Source organism: Methanosarcina sp. DH2, assembly GCF_020804225.1.
GTDB lineage: Archaea > Halobacteriota > Methanosarcinia > Methanosarcinales > Methanosarcinaceae > Methanosarcina.
Genome location: NZ_WJBI01000007.1, coordinates 42,514 through 68,560 on the forward strand (window position 1 = coordinate 42,514; position 26,047 = coordinate 68,560).

Annotated in this window: 21 protein-coding genes; 10 read left to right on the forward strand and 11 right to left on the reverse strand. The window is 45.4% G+C overall.

The annotated features are described in order from the left end of the window. Nucleotides 1-17: 17 nt before the first annotated feature. Nucleotides 18-3,470 carry a DNA polymerase II large subunit gene (locus FXV91_RS10475; protein ID WP_229390530.1) on the forward strand — a complete coding sequence of 1,151 codons (3,453 nt, stop codon included), beginning with the start codon at nucleotides 18-20 and terminating at the stop codon, nucleotides 3,468-3,470. Nucleotides 3,471-3,829: 359 nt separating this feature from the next. Here FXV91_RS10475 and mmp10 read toward each other — a convergent pair whose 3' ends face one another. Continuing rightward, nucleotides 3,830-5,065 (reverse strand): methyl coenzyme M reductase-arginine methyltransferase Mmp10, encoded by a 1,236-nt coding sequence (mmp10, locus tag FXV91_RS10480; RefSeq protein ID WP_229390534.1) that lies wholly within the window; start codon nucleotides 5,063-5,065, stop codon nucleotides 3,830-3,832. Nucleotides 5,066-5,486: 421 nt separating this feature from the next. Between mmp10 and mcrB the strand changes: the two genes are divergently transcribed. The 5 genes from mcrB to mcrA are packed head-to-tail and all read left to right on the forward strand — an operon-like array spanning nucleotide 5,487 to nucleotide 10,429. After that, nucleotides 5,487-6,791, forward strand: coding sequence for a coenzyme-B sulfoethylthiotransferase subunit beta (gene mcrB, locus FXV91_RS10485; RefSeq protein WP_229390535.1), 1,305 nt, complete (start codon nucleotides 5,487-5,489; stop codon nucleotides 6,789-6,791). Nucleotides 6,792-6,815: 24 nt separating this feature from the next. After that, nucleotides 6,816-7,328, forward strand: a complete 513-nt coding sequence (gene mcrD / locus FXV91_RS10490) for a methyl-coenzyme M reductase operon protein D (protein WP_229390536.1) — start codon at nucleotides 6,816-6,818, stop codon at nucleotides 7,326-7,328. A gap of 6 nt (nucleotides 7,329-7,334) precedes the next feature. Continuing rightward, nucleotides 7,335-7,955: a methyl-coenzyme M reductase I operon protein C gene (gene mcrC / locus FXV91_RS10495; RefSeq protein ID WP_229390541.1), complete on the forward strand. Its 621-nt coding sequence runs from the start codon at nucleotides 7,335-7,337 to the stop codon at nucleotides 7,953-7,955. 1 nt (nucleotide 7,956) lies between these two features. Next, nucleotides 7,957-8,703 (forward strand): coenzyme-B sulfoethylthiotransferase subunit gamma, encoded by a 747-nt coding sequence (gene mcrG, locus FXV91_RS10500; protein ID WP_229390542.1) that lies wholly within the window; start codon nucleotides 7,957-7,959, stop codon nucleotides 8,701-8,703. Nucleotides 8,704-8,713: 10 nt separating this feature from the next. Next, entirely contained in the window at nucleotides 8,714-10,429 is a 1,716-nt protein-coding gene (gene mcrA / locus FXV91_RS10505) for a coenzyme-B sulfoethylthiotransferase subunit alpha (protein ID WP_229390548.1), read from the forward strand. A gap of 236 nt (nucleotides 10,430-10,665) precedes the next feature. Here mcrA and FXV91_RS10510 read toward each other — a convergent pair whose 3' ends face one another. From FXV91_RS10510 to FXV91_RS10535, 6 genes are all read right to left on the reverse strand, one after another. Next, nucleotides 10,666-11,646 (reverse strand): 50S ribosomal protein L11 methyltransferase, encoded by a 981-nt coding sequence (locus FXV91_RS10510; protein WP_229390550.1) that lies wholly within the window; start codon nucleotides 11,644-11,646, stop codon nucleotides 10,666-10,668. A 294-nt stretch (nucleotides 11,647-11,940) separates the two neighbouring features. Continuing rightward, on the reverse strand, nucleotides 11,941-13,233 hold the full coding sequence (aroA, locus tag FXV91_RS10515) for a 3-phosphoshikimate 1-carboxyvinyltransferase (RefSeq protein ID WP_229390551.1): 1,293 nt from the start codon (nucleotides 13,231-13,233) through the stop codon (nucleotides 11,941-11,943). Nucleotides 13,234-13,348: 115 nt separating this feature from the next. After that, entirely contained in the window at nucleotides 13,349-14,002 is a 654-nt protein-coding gene (locus FXV91_RS10520) for a thymidylate synthase (protein ID WP_229390552.1), read from the reverse strand. A 560-nt stretch (nucleotides 14,003-14,562) separates the two neighbouring features. After that, complete coding sequence (gene htpX, locus FXV91_RS10525) at nucleotides 14,563-15,423, reverse strand: zinc metalloprotease HtpX (RefSeq protein WP_229390554.1); 861 nt, start codon at nucleotides 15,421-15,423, stop codon at nucleotides 14,563-14,565. 449 nt (nucleotides 15,424-15,872) lie between these two features. Next, nucleotides 15,873-16,793 (reverse strand): restriction endonuclease, encoded by a 921-nt coding sequence (locus FXV91_RS10530; protein WP_229390556.1) that lies wholly within the window; start codon nucleotides 16,791-16,793, stop codon nucleotides 15,873-15,875. 80 nt (nucleotides 16,794-16,873) lie between these two features. Then, a complete protein-coding gene (locus tag FXV91_RS10535; RefSeq protein WP_229390558.1) occupies nucleotides 16,874-17,419 on the reverse strand; it encodes a dihydrofolate reductase family protein in 546 nt (181 codons plus the stop codon). 340 nt (nucleotides 17,420-17,759) lie between these two features. On the opposite strand from FXV91_RS10535, the gene FXV91_RS10540 reads away from it, so the two are divergent. The 3 genes from FXV91_RS10540 to FXV91_RS19770 all read left to right on the forward strand — a co-directional run bounded on the left by FXV91_RS10540 (nucleotide 17,760) and on the right by FXV91_RS19770 (nucleotide 20,478). Continuing rightward, nucleotides 17,760-19,040 carry an ATP-binding protein gene (locus FXV91_RS10540; RefSeq protein WP_229390559.1) on the forward strand — a complete coding sequence of 427 codons (1,281 nt, stop codon included), beginning with the start codon at nucleotides 17,760-17,762 and terminating at the stop codon, nucleotides 19,038-19,040. Nucleotides 19,041-19,099: 59 nt separating this feature from the next. Beyond that, the gene (locus FXV91_RS10545; protein WP_229390560.1) at nucleotides 19,100-20,173 is read left to right on the forward strand and encodes a hypothetical protein; all 1,074 of its coding nucleotides are present in this window, start codon (nucleotides 19,100-19,102) and stop codon (nucleotides 20,171-20,173) included. A gap of 170 nt (nucleotides 20,174-20,343) precedes the next feature. Continuing rightward, complete coding sequence (locus FXV91_RS19770; protein WP_255680188.1) at nucleotides 20,344-20,478, forward strand: hypothetical protein; 135 nt, start codon at nucleotides 20,344-20,346, stop codon at nucleotides 20,476-20,478. Nucleotides 20,479-20,842: 364 nt separating this feature from the next. On the opposite strand, the gene FXV91_RS10550 is transcribed toward FXV91_RS19770, so the two are convergent. Then, a complete protein-coding gene (locus tag FXV91_RS10550) occupies nucleotides 20,843-21,442 on the reverse strand; it encodes a class I SAM-dependent methyltransferase (protein ID WP_255680199.1) in 600 nt (199 codons plus the stop codon). 297 nt (nucleotides 21,443-21,739) lie between these two features. Between FXV91_RS10550 and FXV91_RS10555 the strand changes: the two genes are divergently transcribed. After that, complete coding sequence (locus tag FXV91_RS10555; protein ID WP_345945497.1) at nucleotides 21,740-22,558, forward strand: nitrilase-related carbon-nitrogen hydrolase; 819 nt, start codon at nucleotides 21,740-21,742, stop codon at nucleotides 22,556-22,558. Between the two features lie 228 nt (nucleotides 22,559-22,786). On the opposite strand, the gene gatB is transcribed toward FXV91_RS10555, so the two are convergent. The 3 genes from gatB to gatC are packed head-to-tail and all read right to left on the reverse strand — an operon-like array spanning nucleotide 22,787 to nucleotide 25,995. After that, entirely contained in the window at nucleotides 22,787-24,274 is a 1,488-nt protein-coding gene (gene gatB / locus FXV91_RS10560) for an Asp-tRNA(Asn)/Glu-tRNA(Gln) amidotransferase subunit GatB (protein WP_229390562.1), read from the reverse strand. Next, on the reverse strand, nucleotides 24,274-25,701 hold the full coding sequence (gatA, locus tag FXV91_RS10565) for an Asp-tRNA(Asn)/Glu-tRNA(Gln) amidotransferase subunit GatA (protein WP_229390566.1): 1,428 nt from the start codon (nucleotides 25,699-25,701) through the stop codon (nucleotides 24,274-24,276). The genes gatB and gatA overlap by 1 nt, the downstream gene beginning before the upstream one ends. A gap of 12 nt (nucleotides 25,702-25,713) precedes the next feature. Continuing rightward, complete coding sequence (gene gatC, locus FXV91_RS10570; protein ID WP_229390567.1) at nucleotides 25,714-25,995, reverse strand: Asp-tRNA(Asn)/Glu-tRNA(Gln) amidotransferase subunit GatC; 282 nt, start codon at nucleotides 25,993-25,995, stop codon at nucleotides 25,714-25,716. Nucleotides 25,996-26,047 lie beyond the last annotated feature (52 nt).

A 26,047-nucleotide genomic window follows, 5' to 3' on the forward strand; every position in this document is an offset into this window, starting at 1 on the left:
AAAAGGGGCTTTTCAAGATGGGTGAAACGATTGCAAGTGAGGAAATGCATGAATACTTTAATGGGCTTGAGGCGAGGCTAAAAAAGGCAATTGATGTTGCAAACAGGGCCCGGGCCCGGGGCGGAGATCCGAAACCCTTTGTAGAAATTCCCCTTGCCAAAGACCTTGCAGATAGGGTCGAAAACCTTATTGGAGTCCAGGGGGTTGCTGCAAAGATCCGGGAACTTGAGGTCAAGATGTCCAGGGAAGAAGCTGCCCTTGAAATCGGGAAACAGGTTGCCGAAGGGATTGTAGGAAGTTTTCCAACAAAAAAAGATGCAGTGGAAGCTGCTATCCGTGTTTCCATGGCAGTCCTGACCGAAGGGGTGGTTGCAGCTCCTATAGAAGGAATAGATAAGGTAGATCTCGGGAAAAATGACGACGGATCTCAGTATATCCGGATCTTTTATTCCGGGCCCATCCGAAGCGCAGGAGGGACTGCGCAGGCTCTTTCCGTGCTTGTCGGCGACTATGTGAGGCGTGGGATCGGGATTGACCGCTACAAGCCAAGAGATGAGGAAGTAGAGCGCTATGTGGAAGAAATCCTGCTTTACAAGAGGGTTGCAAGCCTGCAATACATGCCTTCCGAAGATGAAATCCGCCTTATAGTCCGGAACTGCCCTGTTTGCATTGATGGGGACCCTACTGAAGAGGCAGAGGTCGAAGGGCACAGGAATCTAGAGAGGATAGGGACAAACCGTGTTCGTGGGGGGATGTGCCTCGTGCTTGCCGAAGGTCTCGCCCTCAAGGCCCCCAAAGTCAAGAAGCATGTTAACAAGTTGAAGATGGACGGATGGGACTGGCTGGAGACACTCATCGGAGGCGCTAAAAGCGGAGAGAGTGCTGAAGATGAGCAGAAAAATAAGATCAAGCCAAAGGACAAATATATTCGTGACCTGATCGCCGGAAGGCCTGTGTTCTCTCACCCTTCGAGGCCGGGAGGTTTCAGGCTGCGATACGGGCGGTCAAGAAACACTTCATTTGCTTCTGCAGGAATCAGTCCTGCCAGTATGGTCTTGCTTGACGATTTTATAGCTAACGGCACCCAGCTCAAGGTTGAAAGGCCCGGAAAAGCGGCAGCCATGTCTGCCGTGGACTCAATAGAAGGACCTACGGTAAGACTTTTTTCTGGAGACCTTATCCGTATAGATAATATAAAGGAGGCATATGAACTCCGCCCACAGGTTGAAGTAATTGTTGATATCGGGGAAATTCTTATCAATTACGGTGACTTCCTGGAAAATAATCACCCTCTTATGCCTTCACCCTATGTTTTTGAATGGTGGCAGTACGATTATCAGGCAGTCTGCCCTGAAAAAATTCCCGAGGATGAGCTGAAAAACCCATCTGTTGCCCTTGCTCTCAGGCTTGCAGAGGGATTTAATGTGCCATTGCACCCGAAATTCACCTATCTCTGGCACGACATAAACCGGAACGAATTTGAAGCTCTGAGAAAATTCGTGGCTGAAAAAGGGATCTTTCTGGCAGATGAGTCAACCGGCGCAGGAGTCCTTAAACTGCCCCTGGAAACTTCCCTTGAAGAAGGTATAAAATGGGTGCTTGAAAAGCTCCTTGTACTGCACAGGGTAAAAAAAGGTGAAATTTTTATTGAAGAGGCTCTTCCGTTTATTTTATGCCTCGGGCTTGAACGTTCCCTCAAAGAAAAAGCCAGTATGCCAGATACTGATAATATGGTGGAAGCTGCAGGTATTCTTAGCGGGTTTAAGGTATACCCGAGAGCTCCTTCAAGAATAGGGGCAAGGATGGGAAGGCCGGAAAAATCCGACCTGCGCAAGATGTCCCCTGCAGCCCAGGTTCTCTTTCCAATAAACAATTCCGGGGGAATTACGCGAAATCTTGTCTCTGCCTCCGACTACACATCCTGCATGAATGGAAAGATAGGAGAAATTGAAGTGGAACTGGGGCTTAGAGAATGCCCTGCCTGCGGGAAAGAGGCTTATTTCTGGCGCTGCGAATGCGGCGAATTTACGAATCCCAAACTTTCCTGCCCTCGCTGTAAAATCGATGTACGGGGTGCTGAGACCTGCCCCAAGTGCGGGAGAAAGCCGACTTCAGTTGCAAATGTAAAACTGGATTTTCGTTCTATTTACAAGCAGGCTTTTGAGAATGTAGGGGAAAGAGAAAAAATGGATCTGATCAAGGGAGTAAAGCGGCTCATGAACGGGCAGATGACTCCCGAGCCTCTGGAAAAAGGAATCCTGCGCGCAAAACATGATGTTTACATTTTTAAGGATGGGACCGTACGCTATGATATGTCAGATATCCCCCTTACCCACATCCGGGCTGATGAACTGGGAATTACGGCAGCCAAACTCCGGGAACTCGGCTATATGGAGGATATTTATGGAAATCCCCTTGAGAGGGATGACCAGGTTACCTGCCTGAAAGTTCAGGATCTTGTGATATCTTATGACGGGGGCGAGTATATGCTGCGTACTGCAAAATACGTGGATGACCTTCTTGTGAAGTATTATAAGATTGAGCCCTATTACAATGCCGAAACTATTCAGGACCTTGTAGGGGCACTGCTCATAGGGCTTGCTCCTCATACTTCCGCAGGAGTACTCGGGCGCCTCATAGGGTTTACGAAAGCTTCCGTAGGATACGCCCATCCTTTTTTCCATGCTTCAAAACGCAGGAATTGTGATGGAGATGAAGACTGCATAATGCTCCTTATGGATGGAATCCTCAATTTTTCAAGGTCATATTTGCCAGACAAAAGGGGTGGAAAGATGGATGCTCCTCTCGTGCTAACTACGAGGATCGACCCCAAGGAAGTGGATAAGGAAGCCCATAATATCGATGTTCTTGCGCACTATCCTCTCGAATTTTACAGGGCTACGCAGGAGATCAGAAACCCCACTGATCTTGAAAGTATTATGGACCTGGTTAGCAGCCGGCTTGGGACGCCCGAACAGTATGAACATTTCATGTTTACACATGATACCTCGAATATTGCTGCAGGCCCTCTTAATTCCTCATATAAGACTCTTGGGAGTATGATTGAAAAAATGGAGGCCCAGCTTACTCTGGCTAACAGGATAAGGGCAGTGGATGCGCCGGATGTAGCTGAAAGGGTGCTCAAGTCCCATTTCCTTCCGGATCTGATAGGGAACCTTCGCTCTTTTTCCAGACAGCGGATGCGCTGCATCAAATGTGCAGAGAAATTCAGGCGCCCACCCCTTACCGGAACCTGTCCGAAATGCGGAGGCAATGTGATACTGACCGTGCACGAGGGATCCGTCCGCAAATACCTTGAAATTTCAAAAGAGATCGGAGAGAGGTATGGGGTCTCGAGCTATACCAGACAGAGAATCGAGCTTCTGGATTATGATATCTGCTCTCTGTTTGAAAACCACAAGGTTAAGCAGCTGGGACTTTCAGATTTTATGTCCGGGTCTGCGCGTTGAGCTAAAGTGCAGAGAGCGTTAAGAATATGAAAAAACTTCTTACGACTGGTAGGAAGGAGATAGGGCAGTCTGAAAGTTGGAAGAAATCGGAATGTTTATAAATTATGTCTCCAAACTTCCCAGCAGAATTTTTTTTCTTCTGGAAAAGAGGTCTTTTCATTTTCTAGCTCTTTTTTACTGACAAAGACTTTACTATTGAACTGGATTATTTTCTATTGATTTTTTTCACAATTATATAATTTATTCTGGATTTATATAGTATCTGTTTTAATATCTATACTTACATCTGTATGTTTTTTTTATCAATGTTTGGGTCTCTTCAGAGTTCGACCCTATTGACTCTCGGGCAGGGTCAGATTTTACTTTACAGGCAGCCCTAGCGAGTTAATCTGGTTAATAAGCTCAGTAAAGTTCTCTATTTCCAGTTCCAGAACTTCTTCCCTGGTCATACCTATAGACATTTCTCCATCTACGGAAAGGCACTCAGGTCCTCTGCGTACAAGCCTGTCTACCCCGTCTCTTTTGAGGGCTTCCTTGACTTCCATATCATGGACAAAAGCTCTTCCCGGAATAAACACAGTTTCAGTCACCTGGGAGAGGTCAAGGATTTTGAAATCGTCAATAGTAATAAGGCATCCAATATCCTTTTTCAGTGGAACTACGTTTACAGTCCCTCCAAGGGCATCAAATATTTCAGTAAGCCTGGAGGATGCTACCTGTCCTGTAATGACAGTTGCTCTTCCGGTTACTCTGGGAAGTTTTGAAAGGGCTTCAGGAATGTTGCGGATTGCAAAAGGTGAGCCAATTAAGGGGTCTTCCAGTGGTGTTCCTGTGATCCTCATAGAAGGATGTTTTGCTGCTGAACTGCGCACAATTTCAGTAAATTCAGAGACTGTATGTGGAGTTATCCCTGGCATGATAGGTGAATTGTCAAGGATCAGGCCGTTTTCCTGGAAGTTTGCAAATCTCATAAAAATAGCTCCCTTTGCACCCATAGCTTCCAGGTCACTGAGGGTCTTTTCAAGAACCTCTCCATCATTTATTCCCGGAAGGAGAACTATTGCTCCGTAAACTTCACAGTGGGCACAGAAGTCCCGAAGAACCTGAATTGAAGCTTCGGGTTCAGGGTCTTTCATGTATTCGGCTCTCAACGCCGGGTCTGTTGCAAAGACCGTGAAACTCACTTCTGTAACCCCATGCTCTATGTAGAAAAGAGCATCATCGGGTTTACTGAAACCTTTCCCACTGGTATATCCAAGATGTATCGGGACGCCGAACTGAGATAGAAAAGTAACAAGATTCTTTAGTTCGGGATAACAGCTTAAGTCCCCTCCTCCGCTGACCGTGAATTTTTTCACCTCTCCGGTCGTGAAGTAAAGTTTTTTTGCAGTCTCTTCGAGTACCATCTGGAGGGACTTGAAGCCTGAGTACGATTCTTTTACACTGCGTGTACAGTAATCACACCCTTTTTTAAAAGGGAGGCAATACTTGCAGCCCAGGGGCTGAACGTCTTTGACCTTCTTAAAATAGCAATATTTGCAAAAGCCTTTGCAGTCTACCCCGGGATTTCCGCCTACGTCGACAACTACTTCCATATTAAAGTTTCGTATCACGAGGATATTACTAAATCTTTTTGGTATGATTTTTGTGGTTAGATTTAAACATTTAAAAAAAAATTATATGATATTAGTCTTTTCTAGGAAAAATACTTAAATAAGTGATCCCGGAAATTTCCGCCGATTTTAAGCGACCTTTAAAATTCATTTTTCTATTGATGCTGGTTTTTTATATAATCATAGAAAAATACATTTCATCTTAATAAAATGAATTTTAAAAAAATACATGAATTCATCTAGCGGAGAACACAAAAGATTTAAGTACCTTCTAAACGAATGAGATTTCATTGGGAAAGTGGACACTTAAAAACGACGCGGTACTTGATTTGTGAGTGCTTTTTGCACTCGAGTAGGTGACCAGTCCCAAAATGATTTTAATAAATTAAGGAGGAAATTATAAGTGTCTGACACAGTAGACATCTACGACGACAGAGGAAAACTGCTCGAGAGCAATGTCGATATAATGAACCTTGCTCCAACAAGAAACGCAGCAATTAAAAAGATTATCTTGGACACCAAGAGGTCAGTTGCAGTCTCCCTCGCAGGTATTCAGGGCGCACTTGCCAGCGGCAAGATGGGCGGCAAGGGCCGTCAGATCTTAGGCCGTGGGCTTAACTACGATATCGTAGGCAACGTTGATGCAATTGCAGAGAATGTAAAGAAGCTCGTCCAGGTCGATGAAGGCGACGACACCAACGTCAAGATCCTTAAGGGCGGAAAGAGCCTTCTTATCCAGGCCCCAGAGTCCAGGATGGCCGCTGGTGCTGACTACATGTCCGCAACCACAGTCGGTGCAGCAGCAGTCACCCAGAGCATCATGGACATGTTCGGAACCGACATGTACGATGCACCTATCGTAAAGGCAGCTGTCTGGGGAAGCTACCCACAGACAATGGACCTCATGGGCGGACAGGTTCAGGGCATTCTGAGCATCCCCCAGAACAACGAAGGTCTCGGCTTCTCCCTCAGGAACATCATGGCCAACCACGTTGCAGCAATCACCAACCGTGGTGCAATGAACGCAGCAGCTCTCTCCTCAATCTATGAGCAGGCCGGTATCTTTGAGATGGGCGGCGCAGTCGGTATGTTCGAGAGGCACCAGCTCCTCGGTCTTGCCTGCCAGGGCCTTAACGCCAACAACGTTGTATACGACCTTGTAAAGGAAAACGGCAAGGAAGGTACTATCGGAACCGTTATTCAGTCCATTGTCGGCAGGGCAGTTGAAGACGGCGTTATTTCCGTTGACAAAGCAGCACCCTCCGGATACAAGTTCTACAAGGCAAACGATGTTCCAATGTGGAATGCTTACGCCGCAGCCGGTACCCTTGCAGCCACTCTCGTGAACTGTGGTGCAGGCCGTGCAGCCCAGAACGTCTCCTCAACACTTCTGTACTTCAACGACATCCTTGAGAAGGAAACCGGTCTCCCAGGATGCGACTATGGTAAAGTACAGGGTGTAGCAGTAGGATTCTCATTCTTCAGCCACTCAATCTATGGTGGCGGTGGACCCGGTGTCTTCAACGGTAACCACGTCGTTACCAGGCACTCCAGAGGATTCGCAATTCCCTGCGTATGCGCAGCAGTAGCCCTGGATGCAGGTACTCAGATGTTCACAATCGAATCAACATCCGGCCTCATCGGCGATGTGTTCGGATCGATTGAGGAATTCCGCCAGCCAATTAAGGCAGTTGCAGGAGCGCTCTAAACAAATTATTTAAAAGGTCTAACGATGTCAGACTCTGCTTCAAATACGGAAGATTCTATCCAAATCGAAATCTTTCCCAGTAGAATCCTGTCTCCTGAAACCGCTCAGAAACTTATTACTGAGCTCTATCGGGTTGACGGGATAATCCGCGTTATGGTCCAGGGCTCGAGGCTCCCCGAAAAGGTGTCTTCAGGCCCGGGTACCGGGGAAAAGGTGGAACACCCCCTAAGGAAGCCTATTCAGATCGGAGATCAGGTTATTGAGCTTAAGATCAGTGTAGGCAGGATCAGGCTTGAAATCTCAAATGCCGAAACTAAAGAAAAGGTCAGGGCAGTATGCGATAAAGTGCTCCCGTTCTCTTTTGAATTCAGGGAAGGACATTTCTTCAGGAAAAAGCCCACAGTGACTGATTATGCAAAATATGGTCCTGAAACCGACCCTCGCTTGCTTGGCATGGTGGATCCCAAAGCCAAGGTAAACCAGCTCGTCTTCATCGAGAAACAAGAAGAAGAAGATGACAAAGACAAAGATGAGTGAAAGGATATGATGATCGATCGGGAAACACAGGTAGTTGACTGCCGATGCGGCGGAGGACTCGGCAAAGGAGGAGGGCTTGCTCAAAGAGGCACTCTTTCGGAAGCTGGTCGTGCCGATGTGGTAGCTATTGCTATGAGTCCCGGCCAGAGGCATATCACAAAACCGGTATGCGAGATTACATACGGGATGAGGAAGGAAAACATTCAGGTGAGTGTGCTTGTACTCTACTCAGGTTCAGGGATACCTGAATCCGGCATGAGGACAGGATCGTTTGTACTGAGTCCGGTAGAAGTCGCACAGATTGAAATGCACAAGCTGGCTGTTATTCACCTCGGAAATATTAAGGATCACGTGATTAGAAAAACCAGGGAGATCCTGAGCCAGGCTGATATCCCGGCAATTGTTGTCAGCCAGATTCCGGTGGATTTTGAAGATTTTGCAGAAGCAGGGATAAAGACGAGATTAGTGATGCCAAGGGATGAAAATATTCGTACGAAGGGAATTGTAATGGATATGGTAAGTGGAGTTACACGTGGTGACTTCTGTCCCAGGGATAAACTAAATTCAATCGTAAAATACGTCAAGACGACATTAGACCAGTTAGAAGATCATAAAGGAGTTGCATGAGATGGCATACGAACCACAATTTTATCCAGGCGCTACATCAGTTGGCGCTAACAGAAGAAAGCACATGTCCGGAAAACTTGAGAAACTCAGGGAAATTTCCGACGAAGACTTAACTGCAGTCCTCGGACACCGTGCCCCAGGGAGCGACTACCCAAGCACCCACCCACCACTTGCAGAAATGGGAGAGCCCGCATGTTCCGTCCGTGAGGCTGTAGCAGCAACACCCGGTGCAGCAGCAGGAGACAGGGTCAGGTACGTTCAGTTCGCTGACTCAATGTACAACGCTCCGGCTACCCCTTACTTCAGATCATACTTCGCAGCAATTAACTTTAGAGGTGTAGACCCAGGTACCCTTTCCGGTCGTCAGATCGTTGAAGCTCGTGAGAGGGACATGGAAAAGTGCGCAAAGGTCCAGCTGGAAACTGAAATGAGCTGCCCTGCACTTTCCGGTATGCGCGGTTCAACTGTGCATGGTCACTCAGTCCGTCTTCAGGAAGACGGCGTAATGTTTGACATGGTCGACAGGAGAAGACTCGAAAACGGCACTATCATTATGGACAAGGACCAGGTTGCAATTCCACTCGACAGGAAAGTAGACCTCGGTAAACCCATGTCTGAAGAAGAAGCCGCAAAGAGGACAACCATCTACCGTGTGGACAATGTGGCTTTCAGGGACGATTCAGAAGTCGTCGAATGGGTACACAGAATATTCGATAAGAGGACTACCTACGGATTCCAGCCGAAATGAGGTGACCATAATGGCAGCAGATATTTTCTCTAAATTTAAGAAGTCAATGGAAGTCAAGTTCACACAGGAATTTGGTTCAAACCAGCAGTCCACCACGGACATCACCGGCAAGACCGAGAAGTTCCTGAGACTTGGGCCTGAGCAGGACGCAAGAAAGGCCGAAATGATTAAGGCCGGAAAAGAGATCGCAGAGAAGAGAGGCATTGCATTCTACAACCCGATGATGCACACCGGTGCACCCCTCGGTCAGCGTGCAATTACCCCTTACGTCATTTCTGGAACTGACATTGTTGCAGAACCAGACGACCTGCACTACGTGAACAACGCTGCAATGCAGCAGATGTGGGACGACATCAGGAGAACCTGTATTGTCGGTCTTGACATGGCTCACGAGACCCTCGAGAAGAGGCTGGGTAAGGAAGTTACCCCTGAAACCATCAACCACTACCTTGAGACCCTCAACCACGCAATGCCCGGTGCAGCAGTGGTTCAGGAAATGATGGTCGAAACCCACCCCGCTCTTGTCGACGACTGCTACGTCAAGATCTTCACAGGTGACGACGAGCTTGCAGATGAAATCGACAAGCAGTACCTCATTAACATCAACAAGATGTTCACTGAGGAACAGGCAGCCCAGCTTAAAGCCTCCATCGGCAAGACCTCCTGGCAGGCAATTCACATCCCAACAATTGTCTCCAGAACAACTGACGGTGCTCAGACTTCCAGATGGGCAGCCATGCAGATCGGTATGTCCTTCATCTCCGCATACGCAATGTGCGCCGGTGAAGCAGCAGTTGCTGACCTGTCCTTCGCTGCAAAGCACGCAGCCCTCGTCTCCATGGGTGAAATGCTCCCCGCAAGGCGTGCACGTGGACCCAACGAGCCCGGTGGACTTTCCTTCGGTCACCTCTCAGACATCGTCCAGACAAGCCGCACAGTGACTGACGACCCCGCAAAGGTTGCCCTCGAAGTCGTAGGTGCAGGCTGCATGCTTTACGACCAGATCTGGCTCGGATCCTACATGTCCGGTGGTGTCGGGTTCACACAGTATGCAACAGCTGCATACACCGATGACATCCTCGACAACAACGTGTACTATGACGTAGACTACATCAACGACAAGTACAACGGTGCTGCAAACATCGGCAAGGACAACAAGGTAAAAGCCACCCTCGAAGTCGTAAAGGACATCGCAACCGAGTCCACACTCTACGGTATCGAGACATACGAGAAGTTCCCAACTGCCCTTGAAGACCACTTCGGTGGATCCCAGAGAGCAACCGTGCTCGCAGCTGCAGCCGGTGTTGCAACTGCCCTCGGAACTGCAAACGCCAACGCTGGTCTTTCCGGCTGGTACCTCTCCATGTACCTGCACAAGGAAGCATGGGGCCGTCTCGGCTTCTTCGGTTTCGACCTGCAGGACCAGTGCGGTGCCACAAACGTTCTGTCCTACCAGGGCGACGAAGGTCTCCCAGACGAACTCCGTGGTCCAAACTACCCCAACTATGCAATGAACGTCGGTCACCAGGGTGGATACGCAGGTATCGCTCAGGCAGCCCACGCAGGCCGCGGAGACGCATTCACCGTGAACCCACTCATCAAGGTCTGCTTCGCTGACGACCTCATGCCGTTCAACTTTGCAGAACCCAGGAGAGAGTTCGGCCGCGGTGCCATCAGAGAGTTCGTGCCTGCTGGTGAGAGATCCCTCATCATCCCGGCAAAATAAACTCTATAAATTAAACACTTTAAAACAGAGTAGGCCTTCTGGCCTGCTTTTTTCTCTTTTTCCCGAATTGCGCCTCGCCCGAATTGCGCCTCGCCCGAATTGCGCCTCGGGAGTACGCGGTCCTTTTCGCTTCGCTCAAGAGGACTAATTTTACGTGAAATTGCTTCTTTTCTCTCATTCAAAAAATGTAGATGTGTTAACAGTATTCCTTCCATTCCAAATTCATATAATTCCCTTCAAATCACGACAAGTTTTTTGCCTATTTTGTCTGCGGCTTCTACAAATTCTGTTGTATCTACACCAGGAAATGTATCTATAATACAAATGTCAAATTTTTCATCTAAACAATCCGTTAATTCTCTTATATCCATATTATAAACTTCAAATTTGCCTCCAGATGCTATTAATTCTTCTTTACTGCCTGGAAGTTTGACTGGAAATCCATTAGCTTCTAAATTAAGCAAAGTAGTTTCTATTGCAGGATTCCATATATCATTAAAAACAACTTTTCGCGCGCCGGCTTTAAGGCATGCGATTCCTAAAGTCCCAGGACCACATGTACAATCAAGAACAGTAGGCTCATCATTATCTTCTAAAGCTTTTTCAAGTATCTCTATTTTCGGCGATTTCACCGTCGGAAACTCTATATGAATTTCATGCTGATATTTGTATATTCCTAAAGCACCGTAAGGAGTCTGTATAATATCACATCTTAAATCGCATCCAGCAAGAAGTTCATATACGTGAGGATTAGAATCGGAATCCCTTATACCCACAGTTTTTCTTATATCTCCCTTTAAAACCCCTTTAACTTCCTCAACTTCCTTTACAATGGTCTCAGCACATTTTTTATCCACTTCATTAGATAATATCACTAAAGAATCTTCAGGCAAATAGGGAACAGAATTAGCTGGATAGCCAGGAGTCACAAGAGGGACACATGCATTCCTTAAATTAGCTTTTTTATCTTTTATTCCTTCATCCATCATTATTTTTAACACGTGAGATATTACAGTATCAAGTTGTCTCTTACCACATTTACAACTTCCAAAATGGTTATCTATTTCATCTAAATTAATCTGTTCTGCTAGAGGAGAGAATTTTTTTATTTTTTCGGTTTTGCAATCGTTGCAAGGTTTGTAGAATGATTCAATGTCTTTTAGTGCTTCTGAAACAGGCCTTATGCACGTATCTCCACACCTACATCTTATTTCCATGTACTTAAATATGGATATTCCATGTAAAAGTACTATTCCATTTTTTTATTATTCCTGAACTTTGGTTCAGATTCATCAGAATATAGGTGGTTTCTTTGACTGATTGGAGGTTAATTCAAAAAAGAGAATACTGAAAGTTTGAGGGTCCATCTCATGATCAGTTATCAAAATTAAGTGAACTATTCCTCCCTTTCGCTTACGTTCCGAGGAAGGAGTCATCTCGCCTTATCGAGATAGAACCCGTATTCAGTCTGCATCTAATCTGCACTTAGAAATTTAGATTTTATTTTCAACTTATTCTTCTGAAACTTCTTCAATTTTTGCTCCAAGGTTGCGCATATCTTTAAAAAAATCAGGATAAGATATCGATACTGATTCAGTGGTGTCAATTGTCGTGTTTCCCGCAACCATCCCTGCTATTGAAAGAGCCATAACAATCCTGTGGTCATCCCAACCGTGGACTTCGGCTCCTTTAAGGGTTCCTCCGGTAATTGTCAGGCTGTCCTTTTCTTCTTTGAGGCAAACTCCCAGTTTCGGAAGTTCGGTTGCAAGGGCTCGAAGCCGGTCAGTTTCCTTGTAGCGCACATGTTCGGCATTTTCTATCCTGCTAGTTCCTTCGGCAACAGCTGCCAGGACGGCAACAGTCGGGACAAGGTCAGGAGTTGCTCCGGCATCAAACGTAATGGCTTTTAATTTTCTTCCTCCTCTGACGGTCACAGTACCGGCTTCTCTGTTCCATATGATATCTGCTCCCATCTGTTTCAGAGTTTCAATAATTGCCCTATCTCCCTGTTTTGAGGGGAAAAGGTTTTTAACCGTTATTTCGGCTCCTTCGAGCATGGCTGCAGCTGCGAGCAGGTAAGATGCAGACGAGAAGTCTCCTGGAATGGTATATTCTTTAAGGTCATATTTCTGTTTTCCAGGAATGATGAACCTGGTACCGTTTTTATCGTCCGTATGTATTTTGACTCCTGCCAGTTCAAGCATCTCGATGGTTACATCCACGTAAGGTCTTGATTTCAGTTTTCCTGTAATGGAGAGCGTGGTGCTGTTTTCTGCAAGAGGGCAGGCTATAAGGAGAGCAGAAATAAACTGAGAACTGATTGAGCCATTAATTTCTATTTCAGATCCTTCAAGCCCGCCTTTGACAACAATAGGAGCTTTTTCGTTCCCTCTCGTAGAGCAGGCTTTTACTCCCAGTCTGTTGAGGGCTTCAAGAAGAGGCCCGTTTGGCCGCGTTCGAAGGGAAGCGTCTCCTGTAAGCACCGTGATTCCGTCAGTGAGAGCTGCAATTGCTGTCATGAAGCGGAGGGTTGTTCCTGAGTTTGCGGCATCAATTACATCGTCCGGAACACCGGGTTTTCCATTCATACCGTGGATGATGAGATTCTCTTCCTCTCTTTTAACCGAGGCTCCGAACATCTCAGAAGCTCTGATTGTAGCAAAGGTATCGGCGGAGAGCAGGGGACGGCGAACGATCGATTCTTTTGAAAGGGCTGCCAGGGTTATAGCCCGGTGGGTGTAACTCTTTGAAGGGGGGGCAAAGACTTCCCCTGTAACTGAGGATTTGCTGATAGAGATGCGCATGTGTATCAGAGCTCTTCGATTTTTTATTCCTGACTTTTTCCTGTCAACTGCTTGCTTTTGGCTTTCTGAATACGGTTATTCTGAATACGGTTATTCTGAATTTGATTAAAAACTCTCAGTTTATGCCTTTCACGATATTTTCTACCATATCCCAGTCGTGGTCGTAAACATGGGCTGAAATGCTGACCGTGGTGATTGTTCCCGGTTCGACTCCTACCCTTTCGGCAACATATTCAAGTAACCTGGAAAGCCCGTAAAGGTTTGCAGGGTAGGCTCCTCCGAAATCGTGGCTCCTGAATAGAGTAGTAAGGTGGACCTTCCCATTCCTGATTTTGAAGTCATCGAGTATCATGCAGGGAACTTCATTGACTTTAGTATCCACAGGCGGTATCCAGGTAACAGCTGTAGCTCGTCTGGAAGTGGGGCTCTCCTGCAGCTTTTCGATTACATATTCGATCTGATCCACTTCTCCATTCCAGTTCCTGAGGCGCTGACCGTAGGTGTATTCAAAGTCCTGCACGTTTTCGCCCGAGATCAGCTGTTTTGCATATTCTTCGAGCCGTTCTTCATTCCAGGCAGTATCTTCGGGAATTCTATCCGTATAGGGGTCTTCGATTACCACCATCAAGTCCATGAATTCCCTGATCTGGCTCCCCCTTTCGTCGGTAATCACCTGCCCGTGATTCCAGATAATATTAAGCCCGCGGTACCATGCATCAGAGATATTCTTTGCCCTGATAATCCTGCCAATCTCAAACTTGTCTTCCATAGAAAATTCCCCATTCAGGTTAAGGTAGGGTGTGGATAATCAACGTAATAATTTATTATTGAGAAAGTGCTTTTCAGCCCGATTTATTAATTTGCCTTTTCGAACGTTTTCTACAAATGGCAAGTAAAAACTCTAAATAAGAGCCAGTAAATATGCTGTTTTGGCGGGCTGGGTTCTTACTTCTTGTCAGTAAGTTCGTCATAAACTGATTCGTTTACTGACTTTTATTGTCTTTTATTAACAATTTGTCCTTCCTATTTTATCTATCACTTTCTTTTATAAGTGTTTTTTCTCCTGCAAAGCCCGGTATTTCTCTATGCAATTTGATAACATATAGCATGCAAAATTTAAAAGAATACCGGATAAACTTTCAGAGAGAAAGTAAAGCGAGAGAAATGAGTACAATCGTTGCGGAGAATGAAAATAATTGTGAAACGTTAAAGAAGTAAAGAAAAATAGAGAACAAATACATCAGTAAATAAAGGTTGAAAATAAGAATAAAAAGAAAAAATACAAAAAGGAAAGTTAAAATTAAATAAAAAATGTTTTTTCAGAGAGCTTTAGAATCTCATTGCCCTCAGGCGCTTTACACGTTCATCGGTTACAGGGTGAGTCCTGAAAAGGGACTGAATAGTTCCACCTTTGAGAGGGTTGACGATAAACATGTGGGCTGTGGTCTCTTTTGCCTGTACGTCCCTGATGCTTGGCTGGAAGTGGGAGTTTCCATATTCCAGTTTTTCCAGGGCATTTGCAAGTGCCCAGGGTTTTTTGCACATCCTGGCGCCTTCGTAATCCGCGGCAAATTCCCTTGAACGGGAGATTGCGAGCTGGATCAGAGTTGCAGCCAGCGGGGCAAGCACAGCCATTACGATAAAGCCTACGATTCCGCCGTTGTCGTCATCCCTGCCACCAAAACCGCCAAAGATTGCAGCCCAGCGGGCCCAGGTAGCAAGCATTGTGATGACACCGGCAATGGTTGCAGCCACCGCACTGATAAGGGTATCACGGTTTTTGACATGAGCCAGCTCGTGTGCCAGCACCCCTTCGATCTCCTCACTCGAAAGCAGGTTGAGAATCCCGGTTGTAACCGCTACAGCTGCATGTTTTGGGTTCCTGCCTGTTGCAAATGCATTTGGCATCCCGGACTCAACAATATAAACTTTAGGTTTCGGAAGTCCTCCTTTCATTGCAAGGTCACTCACGATCCTGTGCAGGTTCGGAGACTCTGCCGGGGTAACTTCCCTTGCTCTGTACATTTTCAGCACGAGCTTATCGCTGTACCAGTAACTCCCAAAGTTTAGGATGACCGCAAATAAGAATGCGATTATCATTCCGCCCGTCCCACCGAAGTAGTTTCCGATAAGGACCAGAAGCCCTGTAAGGGAAGCGAGTAGAATTGTGGTTTTAAACATGTTCTTCATGACTTCTCACACGACATCCTCCCAGGCTAACGTCTGGGTTTTCAGTCTTTGATTTCTATATTCTGGACTTATTTTATTAAGTTCAATCAAGTAGAATCAATAATAAGTATTCTGATTACAGATATATATTTCTTATCTAGCATAAGGTGGACTTTCCTTTTTGTGTCATTTTTGTTTCCCTGATTATCCAAATAATACTCTCAAATTCTATAAAATGGAGAGTTTATTCCCCAAACCGGAAATTTCAATTTTTATACAAAAAGTTCTATCCTGTCTTCTGCTGCAATCCCCAGATTTTAAATTCACAGCATTCATTAAAATATCGGTTTAGATATATTTATATTTAGTATGTCTTTGGATGCTGACATTAGTTTGATTTCAAACTATTATATGGGGACTTCAAGTATATATTTTTTATTGAAAGAAGGCTTTTGTGGAATTTCCAATTCTCAGACTACCTCTTCTTCAAAATAATCCGTATCCATCTTTTTAACATCGTAAGATTTTACTTTTGAAACTCCCACTCCATACTCGATCATCAGCTTTGCAAGCATTTCCCCATCAATCAGGACAATATTCCCTGTAAAATCGGCATATTCTAGAGCCTCTTTTGAAAAACCTGAAGTCGTTATGAAAACTCCTTTCTTTGCCTTTTTTCCTATAAGAGCTCCGGCAAATTTCTGGATTTCAGGTCTTGTGACCGTGCCTTCCCATCTTTTTGCCTGTATGTAGATGACATCGAGCCCGAGCCTGTCTTCTTTTATGATTCCGTCGATTCCACCATCATGACTTCTGCCAACCGCTTTTCCGGCATCGGCTCTTGAACCTCCATAGCCCATTTTTGTCAGGACATCAACGACCAACGACTCGAAAAAACCGGCTGAGCATTTCTTTATGATAGAGAGAATTTCGGAAACGAGTTCGTTATGGAGTTTCTGATACGCGATCTCAAGGGACTCTTCGGGATCGAGGGCTTTTGTTCCTTCTATTTCAGGAACATCTGGTTTATCGATTAAAGTCAGTTTGTCCTTATTGCAAAACTCATTAAATTCTTTATATCGTTTCAAAAAATTGACATCAATGGAGGCAGGTTTTTCTTTAATGACATCCGATCCTCTTCGGGTGATGGAAAAATATCCTTTTTTTCTGGAATCCAGTAATCCGGCTTTTTTCAGGTAAGTACACGCCCATCCAACCCGGTTATTAAAAATAGCCTGCCGCCCGCTCGGTAACAGTTCTTTTCTTTCTTCTTCACTTAGCCTGAATTCTTCGGCTAACTGTTCCACTGCATTACGGATTCGATGCTCTTTACCGTCTCCTGCATATTTTATCAGAGGGAGCATTATAGATTGATAATCTGGAATTACCATTGGATCACTCGAAAGCTGGATTAATTTTGTTAAGAACTTTGAGCGATCTTCTTTTTATGGTTTGCTATTTTTTTCTTATGTCACCCTCTAACTATATACTCCAACCTTACCAACCCACTCTCATATCTCTCTGTATTAATTATCCTGAGCTTAATTTCTTTCCCGATCCGGTCAAATAGTGGGATTCCACTCCCTAAAATGATCGGAACCACAAAAACAATCATATCCTCCACCAGATTTTCTTCGAGAAATACCTTGATAAGCTGCGACCCACCCACAAGCCAGATATCCTCTTCAGTATTTTCTTTTAGCCGGCGCGCAAATTCCCCTACGTCCCCGGAAACAAATTCTACGTTTTTTTCTCGACGCAGGGGTTCGTTTTGTCTTGTAAAAACATATGCCTTTTTCTCCCCGTAAGGCCAGTCTCCAAATTCCAGGACCTGCTCATAGGTTTTTCTGCCCATAAGGACTGTGCCGATTGATCCATAGAATTCGGAATAGCCATAGTCTGTTTCTGGGTTATTTTCGTATTTAGTTAACCAGTCGATGCTGCCGTCTTCTCGGGCGATGAAGCCGTCAAGGCTGCAGGCGATGTAGAGTTTTATTCTGGGCTTGTTTTCTTTCATTATCCCTTCCCCTTTTAGTGATTGTTACTTGATTTTATGTGATTTTGCTTCTTATTTATTGTTTCATTTCAGTTTTTTTATGGTTCAGACCGTTCGCTTGTGAACATGACAAGACAGACGGGGATAAGCTATTCACGCAGCCTGGGTGATGTATTTGCTCCGGGTTTTTCTTCTGCCTTTTACTGAATTAAGTTAAGAAACACAGGATTTCTCTCACACTGGTCTCTTATAGAGGACCAGAATATGGCAAAATTGGTCTCCTATATAAGACCAAATTTTAAGTAAAATGGTCTCCTATATAAGACCAAATTTTAAGTAAAATGGTCTCCTATAGAAGACCATGGAAAAAAAGGAGCTTTTCAAATACTTCATAAAGGAGTTCCACGAAAGGAAGCTCCCTGAAATTTATCCTCGTGCCCTTGAAATTCCGCAGACCAGGAAAATTGTAAGTCTGATAGGGGCGAGGAGGATAGGGAAGACTTCTTACTTTTTCCAGATGATAGGGGAGCTTGAAGCGAGTGTGGGGAGAGAACGGATTCTTTACATCAACTTCGAGGACGAGAGGATCCTGCCTCTGGATGTTAAGGACCTGAACTCGATCCTTGAGGCGTATTATGAGCTCTACCCTGAAAATGCGGGCCGGGAGCTGTATCTCTTTTTTGACGAGGTGCAGAATGTTCCGGGCTGGGAAGTCTATGTGCGCAGGCTCTATGACAGAGGGGATTTGAAGCTCTTTCTTACGGGCTCGAGTTCGAAGATGCTCTCAAAGGAGCTTGCAACAAGCCTTAGAGGTCGAACTCTTTCTTTTTACCTCTACCCCCTGGATTTTCGGGAGTACCTTGCTTTTCGGGGAGTTGAGCCTGTTAGGGATTTCGAGTACTCGAAGCAGCGTTTTGAACTCAAGAAACTCTTTGAGGAATACCTCTATAATGGTGGCTTTCCCGAAGTCGTGCTCGAAGCTCCAGAGCTCCGGAAGAAGATTGTTCAGGATTACTTTGAAATGATGATATACAGGGATCTTGTGGAACGCTTTTCCGTCCGGAACACCACCCTGCTCAAAGCTCTGACAAAATACCTGATCACAAACATCGGGAATCCTTTCAGTGTAACTTCCTACTATAAGGCGATAAAGCAGGATCAGGAAGTCTCAAAAGGTACTCTTCTGGAATACCTTTCCCATCTTGAGGATATCTCTCTGGTTTATTTTCTGCCCCTTTTCAGCTATTCTTTAAAGTCCCAGTCAATCAACCCGAAAAAGGTTTACTGTCTCGATAATGGACTTCGGAACGCCGTATCTTTTTCCTTTTCAAAGGACGAAGGCAGGCTTGCCGAAAACCTGGTTTTCCTTGAGCTCATGCGCCGGGAAAAAGAGGTATATTACTGGAAAAACGGGGGCGAGGTGGATTTCGTGGTGAAGGAAGAGGATAATTCGCTGACCGCAATCAATGTCACGTACAACGACAGTATTGATGAAAGAGAGGTAAGTGCTCTAAAGAAGTTCTCTGAAGAAGAGGAATTTGCTTCTCGCATAAATGAACTCATCCTGCTGACAAAAGACACTGAAAAGACAGAAAATGGGATCACGTACATTCCACTCTGGATGTGGATGCTTGAGAAGTAATATAGACACTTGAGAGGCAAACATAACCTTTTTACTCTTTCTCCCCCAAAAACTCCTTCATGTCCTCCCCCTGCATCCCGCTTCCCCTTAAAACAGAACATTCTGCTAGAGACCGCCTCTACTGGAACTTCTTTAATATGATTCCTTTTCTGATCGGTTCAATAGCAATTGCCAGGGATTCGCTCAAATGGGTCGCAGTTTACATAGGAATAGCCCTTTTTTTCTTCCTGATCATCGAATTCCGGTTCGCATGCACTCACTGCCTTTACTACATTAGGAGCAAAGGCTGCGTAAAATGCATGATGCTTTCGGGAGTACCCAAGATTTTCAAAGCCCGTCCCGGCCCTCACAGCCCTTTTGAAAAAGCGATGACAGCTCTGGGAGCTTTACCTATGTTTCTTTTTCCTGTTTACTGGCTTATCAGGGATCCTCTGCTGCTGGGGGCTTATATAGTTGCTTGGGCATTATTCTTTCTGACCGCCCGCCGTTACGAATGTATAAGGTGCCTTAACTTCGAGTGTCCTATGAACCGGGTGCCGGCAGGCGTAAAAGATGAGTTTGAGAAAAGCGATGACCGTTCAGAGAAGATTGAACTTTCAGGAAAGGAGCTTCTGGTATCAGGCTCAGGCAGATGTTCTTCCTTTAAAATGGAACACAAATTCAAAGACTTCCTCTACTGGAACTTTGTAACTCTAACTATTTTGTTTTCGGCTGGACTTGCTATCGGCATCAGTTCAACCGGGTGGCTGCTTGCCTATATTTTCACAGTCTTTTTCCACTTCAATGTTCTGGAGCAGCGTTTTTTCTGTACTCACTGCCCTTATTTTCCCACGGAAGGAAAAAAATTGGGGTGCATGATGAACCGAGGCTGGCCGAAACACTTCAGATCCAGACCGTGCCCTCCGGGCAAATTCTATCTTGCTATTACGTCTCTGGGATTCCTGATTGTGATTTTCTTCCCACTTCCATGGCTTTTGGAAGAGCCATTCCTTCTGGGAACTTACTCAGTTTCCATCTTGCTTTTTTTACTGACAATATGGCGGTATGAATGTTCCCGCTGTATTTATTTTGGGTGCCCTTTTAACAGGGTGCCGGCTGAAGTGAGGAAAGAGTTTGGGAATAATGGGAGTTAACTCAAAATTCTGATTTTTGCGTTTAGCTTCTTTTTGGCTCAGCTTGTCCGGTGCTTTTATCTATCTTCTTCAAATTAAGAGAAAATTATTTATAGGTTGATACGGTAATAGGATTCCGGACATCCTGTAGTGAACGGGAAACCGCAATATAAGAAACGGAGATCCAGGATATGAAAGAAAAAGTAGAGATAAAGGCTCCAAAACCCGTTTTGCATGGGTTTTTGTTCGGCAATGGTACGTTTATCACCCCGGCGGAAATGAGAATCATGGAAAGCCTTGGGGTCATTCCAGCAACAAGAGCATGAACTCGAAAGTGAACCGGAAAAAGCGCATTGTAAACGGGTCAGGGAATTGGTTAATAAACAATCTACAACTATTCTACAAAATATCTAGCTATTTGTTAAGCTAACCTCCAAAAATCCAACAAACCAACCTTCCAAGTATTAAATCGACCTTCCCACTACCAGTGATTTGCTCCAGCTCATTCTTAAGCTCAAAAGATGACGATGGAAGTCAAATTACCTGAAAAGTGAATATTTACAGAAAATTATCTCTTGACCCATAAGCTCTGTGCTTTTCCTGAGCTCCAATTCTTTCATTTCTTTCTTTTTTTTACTCCTTTTATTGTTTTTTAGTAACGTAAATAAACAGGATACTCCTGTACCTGAATCAACTACTGTCCTTTTTAAAGGAATATGTCCTTTTGCCTTTCTTTTTCAGCTTGAATAACCTCTTCCGGGTTGCACTTTCCATGATTTCTTCCTCTTTCATGTGATGGTCGCTAAAAGAAAGGGTTCCTTCAGGTTTCAGGATCCTGTGCAACTCTTTCATGACAAGTTCCGGCTTGTTCAGGGTGTGATAGGTATCATAGAAGAGAACAACATCCAGGCTCGCGCTGGGCAGGCCCGTATCGTAGTCAGAAAGGATAGTCTCTATGTTTTTTAGTTGTTTTATAGTAGTCAGGTGCCGAACCATCTCAATAGCAACAGGGTTGATATCCAGGGCATAGACTTTTCCTGAGGGGCCCACCATTTCGGAAGCATCACGAATATAAGAACCTGATCCGCAGCCGTAATCCAGAATTTTGAAACCGGGTTTTATTCCGGCTTCTTCCAGGATTTTCCTGCGGGGGAAAAAGAAGTCCCGGAACTTGAAGATAAGTGTCGTTGCGTGGAATCGAAAATCAGAAACTGGTTCTTCCGTGGTGTTTTCCTCCTCTATGGTCGGTCTTCTGGTTAGTAATGGTTCAGGCCTTTCTCTTGCAGGCAGCTTTTTCCTTCAAGCTATTTTGAGATTCACATATCTTATATTTTGCCTGCAGCAGGTTTTCACGACTTTTATTTTTTTATACTTGAATATTCGGATACATATGTAATCAAAGTGCTGCCTGAAGCAACTATCCATACTTCGGACCAGCACTGTACCACCACTACCCAACAGTGTGCCTAACACCGTACCACCAGTGTTATACTGCAGTTCAAAACCTTAATCTTAAATCAGAAAATAGAATAACCTTATAAAGTATCTAAGTAAAGTAATCATATTTTGTGAATGGAAGGAATAAAAGTGACAAGCATAATAGCTGCCTGCATCCAAATGAATATCTCACTTTGCTCGAAACATGAAAATCTTGAGCGTGCCCTCTCCCTGGCAGAAGAAGCGGTTTCAAAAGAAGCTGAGATTCTCGTCTTTCCGGAAGTTTTCTCAACCGGTTTTTGTTATGACCATATAGAGGAAGTAGCTGAAACTGTTTCCGGTCCCACGCTTGAAGCTCTCCGTGCCTTTTCCAGAGAATATAACTGTATTCTTGCAGGCTCAATGATAGAAAAGATAGAACGAAGTGAAGAGGATACAGTAAGTTTAGAAAAGAAGGCTCCTTCCCAGTATAACCTCGGTTTCTGCATCGAGTCCGGAAAGCTGGCAGGCATCCGCCGAAAAGTCCAGCTTTATGGCCCGGAAAAAGAGTATTTTGCATCCGGAGATAGCATAGCTCCTATCAGATTGCAAAAGTACGGGCTCTCCATAGGACTCATAGTTTGCAATGAGCTCCGATATCCGGAAGTTGCCAGAAAACTGGCCCTTGAGGGAGCAGATTTGCTGGTTTCAGCTGCCGATATCCCGGATTTTTATATATACCCCTGGCGAATTATGTCCCTTTCCCGTGCAATTGAAAACCAGTTGCCTCATATTGCCTGCACCAGAGTGGGAAAAGATAGGTATTCGACTTATCCTGGCGGCTCTTTTATTGCAGACGGCTGGGGCCGCGTTCTGGCAGAAGCCGAAAAGAAAGAGTGTGTCCTCATAGGGGAAATTGATCTTGATGAGGCAACGGAAATCAGGCAAACTGGCTCTATTTTCGAAGGTCGCAGACCTGACCTGTATTAAATCATACTTCCTCATAAGGTGACATTCAAGGCTGCGTTGAGGCGCTGGATCGAAAAAATCCTGCATTTATCCTGCAATCCCTACAAGATTTTCACCTAAATAAAGCTGCGGCTTCTCTCTGGTAGATAAAACACTTCCTTACCGCTCCAAAACAGAAGAGAAGTAATCCATAATTTCAGAATTCCACAAGTTCAATAAAAAGTAGTTGAAAAGGTAAGCCCTACCGGGTTACCCTTTAAGTTCCTTCACAATTAATTCGCGGGCAGTTTTTGCGTCTGCTGTGCCCTTTGTCTTTTTCATGACCTGTCCTACAAGGAAGTTCAGGGATTTTTCTGCTCCTCCAATGTAGTCCTGTACTGCGGCTGTGTTCTCGGCAATTGTTTCTGCAACAGCCCTGGTGACCAGGTCATCTTCAGCTTTGAATAGGCCTTTTTCTTCAATAATCTGAGAGGGAGTCTTTTCTTCAGTGCCGTCCAGAATTATACGGATGACCTCAACTGCAGCCCTATCACTTACTTTGCCTTCGGCAAAAAGGGTGACCAGTTCTACCATATCCGAGACCTTGAAGGAATTCTCTACTGCAGGATCTTTTGCGTGGATAAAGCCAATCGTTTTGCCGTCATAAGAAGAGATTGCAAGGTCGCGATAGTTTAGCTCCCCAAGGAAGACATCGGCTGCCCAGGTGGCGGCGGTTTTCGGGTCCACACCTTTCGCACAGACTCCTTCGTAGAAGTCGGCGAGCATGATCTTTGAGGTAAGGGCCCTCGCGTGCATATCCGTTATGCTGTACTGCTCTATGAAGCGTGCACGTTTGGCGTCAGGAAGTTCAGGCAGGGTTTCTTTAATTGCAGGAATCCAGCCAGTAACTCGCATTGGCATAAGGTCAGGCTCACGGAAGTAGCGGTAATCTTCTGCCTCTTCTTTTGTCCTCATGGAAATGGTTACGCCCCTTCCTTCATCGAAGTGGCGGGTTTCCTGAGTAATTTTTCCTCCTCGACGGATCACGTTCTTCTGGCGCATGATCTCGTAGAGGAGAGCCCTTTCAACTCCTTTATGGGAAGAGATATTTTTGACCTCAACACGTGTACCCCAGTAGACTGAGACGTTTGCATCGACACGCATAGCTCCTTCAAGGTTTCCATCAAAGACATCCAGGTACTCAAGGATATTTCTGAACTTGTCAAGGAAACGCCGTGCCTCCTTGGGGCTTCTCATATCCGGCTCGGTAACGGTTTCGATCAGGGGCATACCTGATCTGTTGTAGTCGATAAGGACACCTTTGGATTTCTCAATGCTCCCTATATGCACAAGCTTTCCAGGGTCTTCTTCCAGGTGAGCTCGTGTAATTCCGACTACATGCTCCCCGTCCTCTCCTTCGATCACGACTTTTCCTTTGCCAACAATGGGGTAGTCGTACTGGGTTACCTGGAAACCTTTGGGAAGGTCAGGGTAGAAGTAGTTCTTCCTGTGGAACTGGGTTTCTTCTGCAATCTCCCCTTCAAGGGCAAGCCCCACCTTAATTGCGGCTTCCACAGCCTTTTTATTTAGCACAGGAAGCGCACCTGGCAGACCAAGACATACCGGACAGGTGTGGGTATTGGGGGCTGCATTGTGGTAATCGGTAGAGCAGCCGCAGAACATTTTGGTCTTCAGTTTGTTAAGCTGGACATGTATTTCAAGTCCTATCCTTATGCCGTCAGGGTTTTCGTAGGCCATCACGCCACCTCCGGAGGTCTCTTTATGTGGTAATCGGTATTCTGCTCGAAAGTGTAGGCTGCACGCAGGACTGTAGGCTCGTCAAAGGGTTTGCCCATTATCTGAAGCCCTATAGGCAATCCGTCAGTAAAGCCGCAAGGGACGGAAATTGAAGGTACGCCTGCAAGGTTGATCGGGCAGGTGTTTACGTCCGAAAGGTAGAGGGTGAGCGGGTCTTCAATCTTTTCTCCTATCCTGAAAGCGGGGTTCGGCATTGTAGGTGCCATAAGCAGGTCAACTGCCGAGAGAGCCTTGTCAAAGTCCTGCTTCACAAGAGTCCTTACCTTCAGGGCTTTGAGGTAGTATTTGTCGTGATAGCCTGCAGAAAGTGCATAGGTGCCCAGGAGAATCCTTCTTTTGACTTCGGTTCCGAAACCCTCTGCTCTCGTCTTTGAAACCATTGTGTGCCAGTTTTCTCCGCTTTCTCTGAACCCGTAACGTGTTCCGTCGAAACGGGCAAGGTTTGAGGATGCTTCACTCATTGCAATGATATAATATGAGGCAAGAGCATACTTTATATTAGGCATTGAGACTTCTTTCCAGGTTGCTCCGAGGCTCTCATATTTGTGAATAGCATTCCATACAGCTTTTTCTACATCCGGATGGATGCCTTCTCCGAAAAATTCCTGCGGAATCCCTATTTTCAGACCCTTGACATCGTCAACAAGTGCTTTCCGGTATTCGGTTTTACTGTCAATGGAAGTAGAATCTTTTCGGTCATAGCCGGCTATAACATCCATCAGGACCGCGATATCTTCCACATTGTTTGCAAGAGGTCCGACCTGTTCAAGGGAATTCGCGTAAGCCACAACTCCGTATCTTGAAACTGCCCCATAGGTCGGCTTAAGCCCCACAACCCCGCAGAAAGCCGCAGGACAGCGTACGGACCCGCCTGTGTCAGAACCAAGGGCAAAAGGAGCTTCTCCTGCTGCAACAACCGCTGCACTTCCTCCGGAAGATCCGCCAGGTACTCTTTCAAGGTCCCATGGGTTTGCAGTCGGCCCGAAATGGCTGGTTTCCGTGGAAGACCCCATTGCAAACTCATCCATATTGGTTTTTCCAAGGACTACGGCTCCGGCAGCAAGGAGTTTCTCGATAACATGTGCATTAAAAGGAGGAACGTAACCTTCAAGGATTTTCGAGCCGCAGCTGTTTGGCAGCCCGACGACGGAGATATTATCCTTTATTGCGATTGGTACGCCTGCAAGGGGTCCATCGTGCCCTTCTACGTCGATCTTTTTTGCCTGCTCAAGGGCTTTATCGGAAACCGTTACGTAACCGTTGATTTTGCTCTTTCCGATAACTTCAAGGTAGCTGGCTGTTACTTCTTCGGCTGAGCTTTCTCCGATCTTCTCTTTAATCTGTGCAACACTCATCCATTTTGCCATTAAAACATCTCCTCAGCCGATCTTCGGGACTCTGAAAGCCCCGTCCTGTTTGTGTTCGGTGTTTGTAAGAACAATTTCCTGCGGGAGGCATTCTTCAACCATGTCTTCCCTGAATACGTTATAGATCTCAGCAACATGGTATGTGGGAGCAACATCTTCGGTCGGCAGTTCATCAATCTGCCCAAAGTACTCCAAAACTGAGTTAAGTTTTTCCATGTATTCGACTGTTTCCTGCTCATTAATTTCAATACGGGCAAGCCAGCCGATGTGTTCTACATCTTCTTTTGTAATCATAAAAATTCCTCAAAAATAGAATGATTTTGAATAGAATGCCATTGGTAATGCA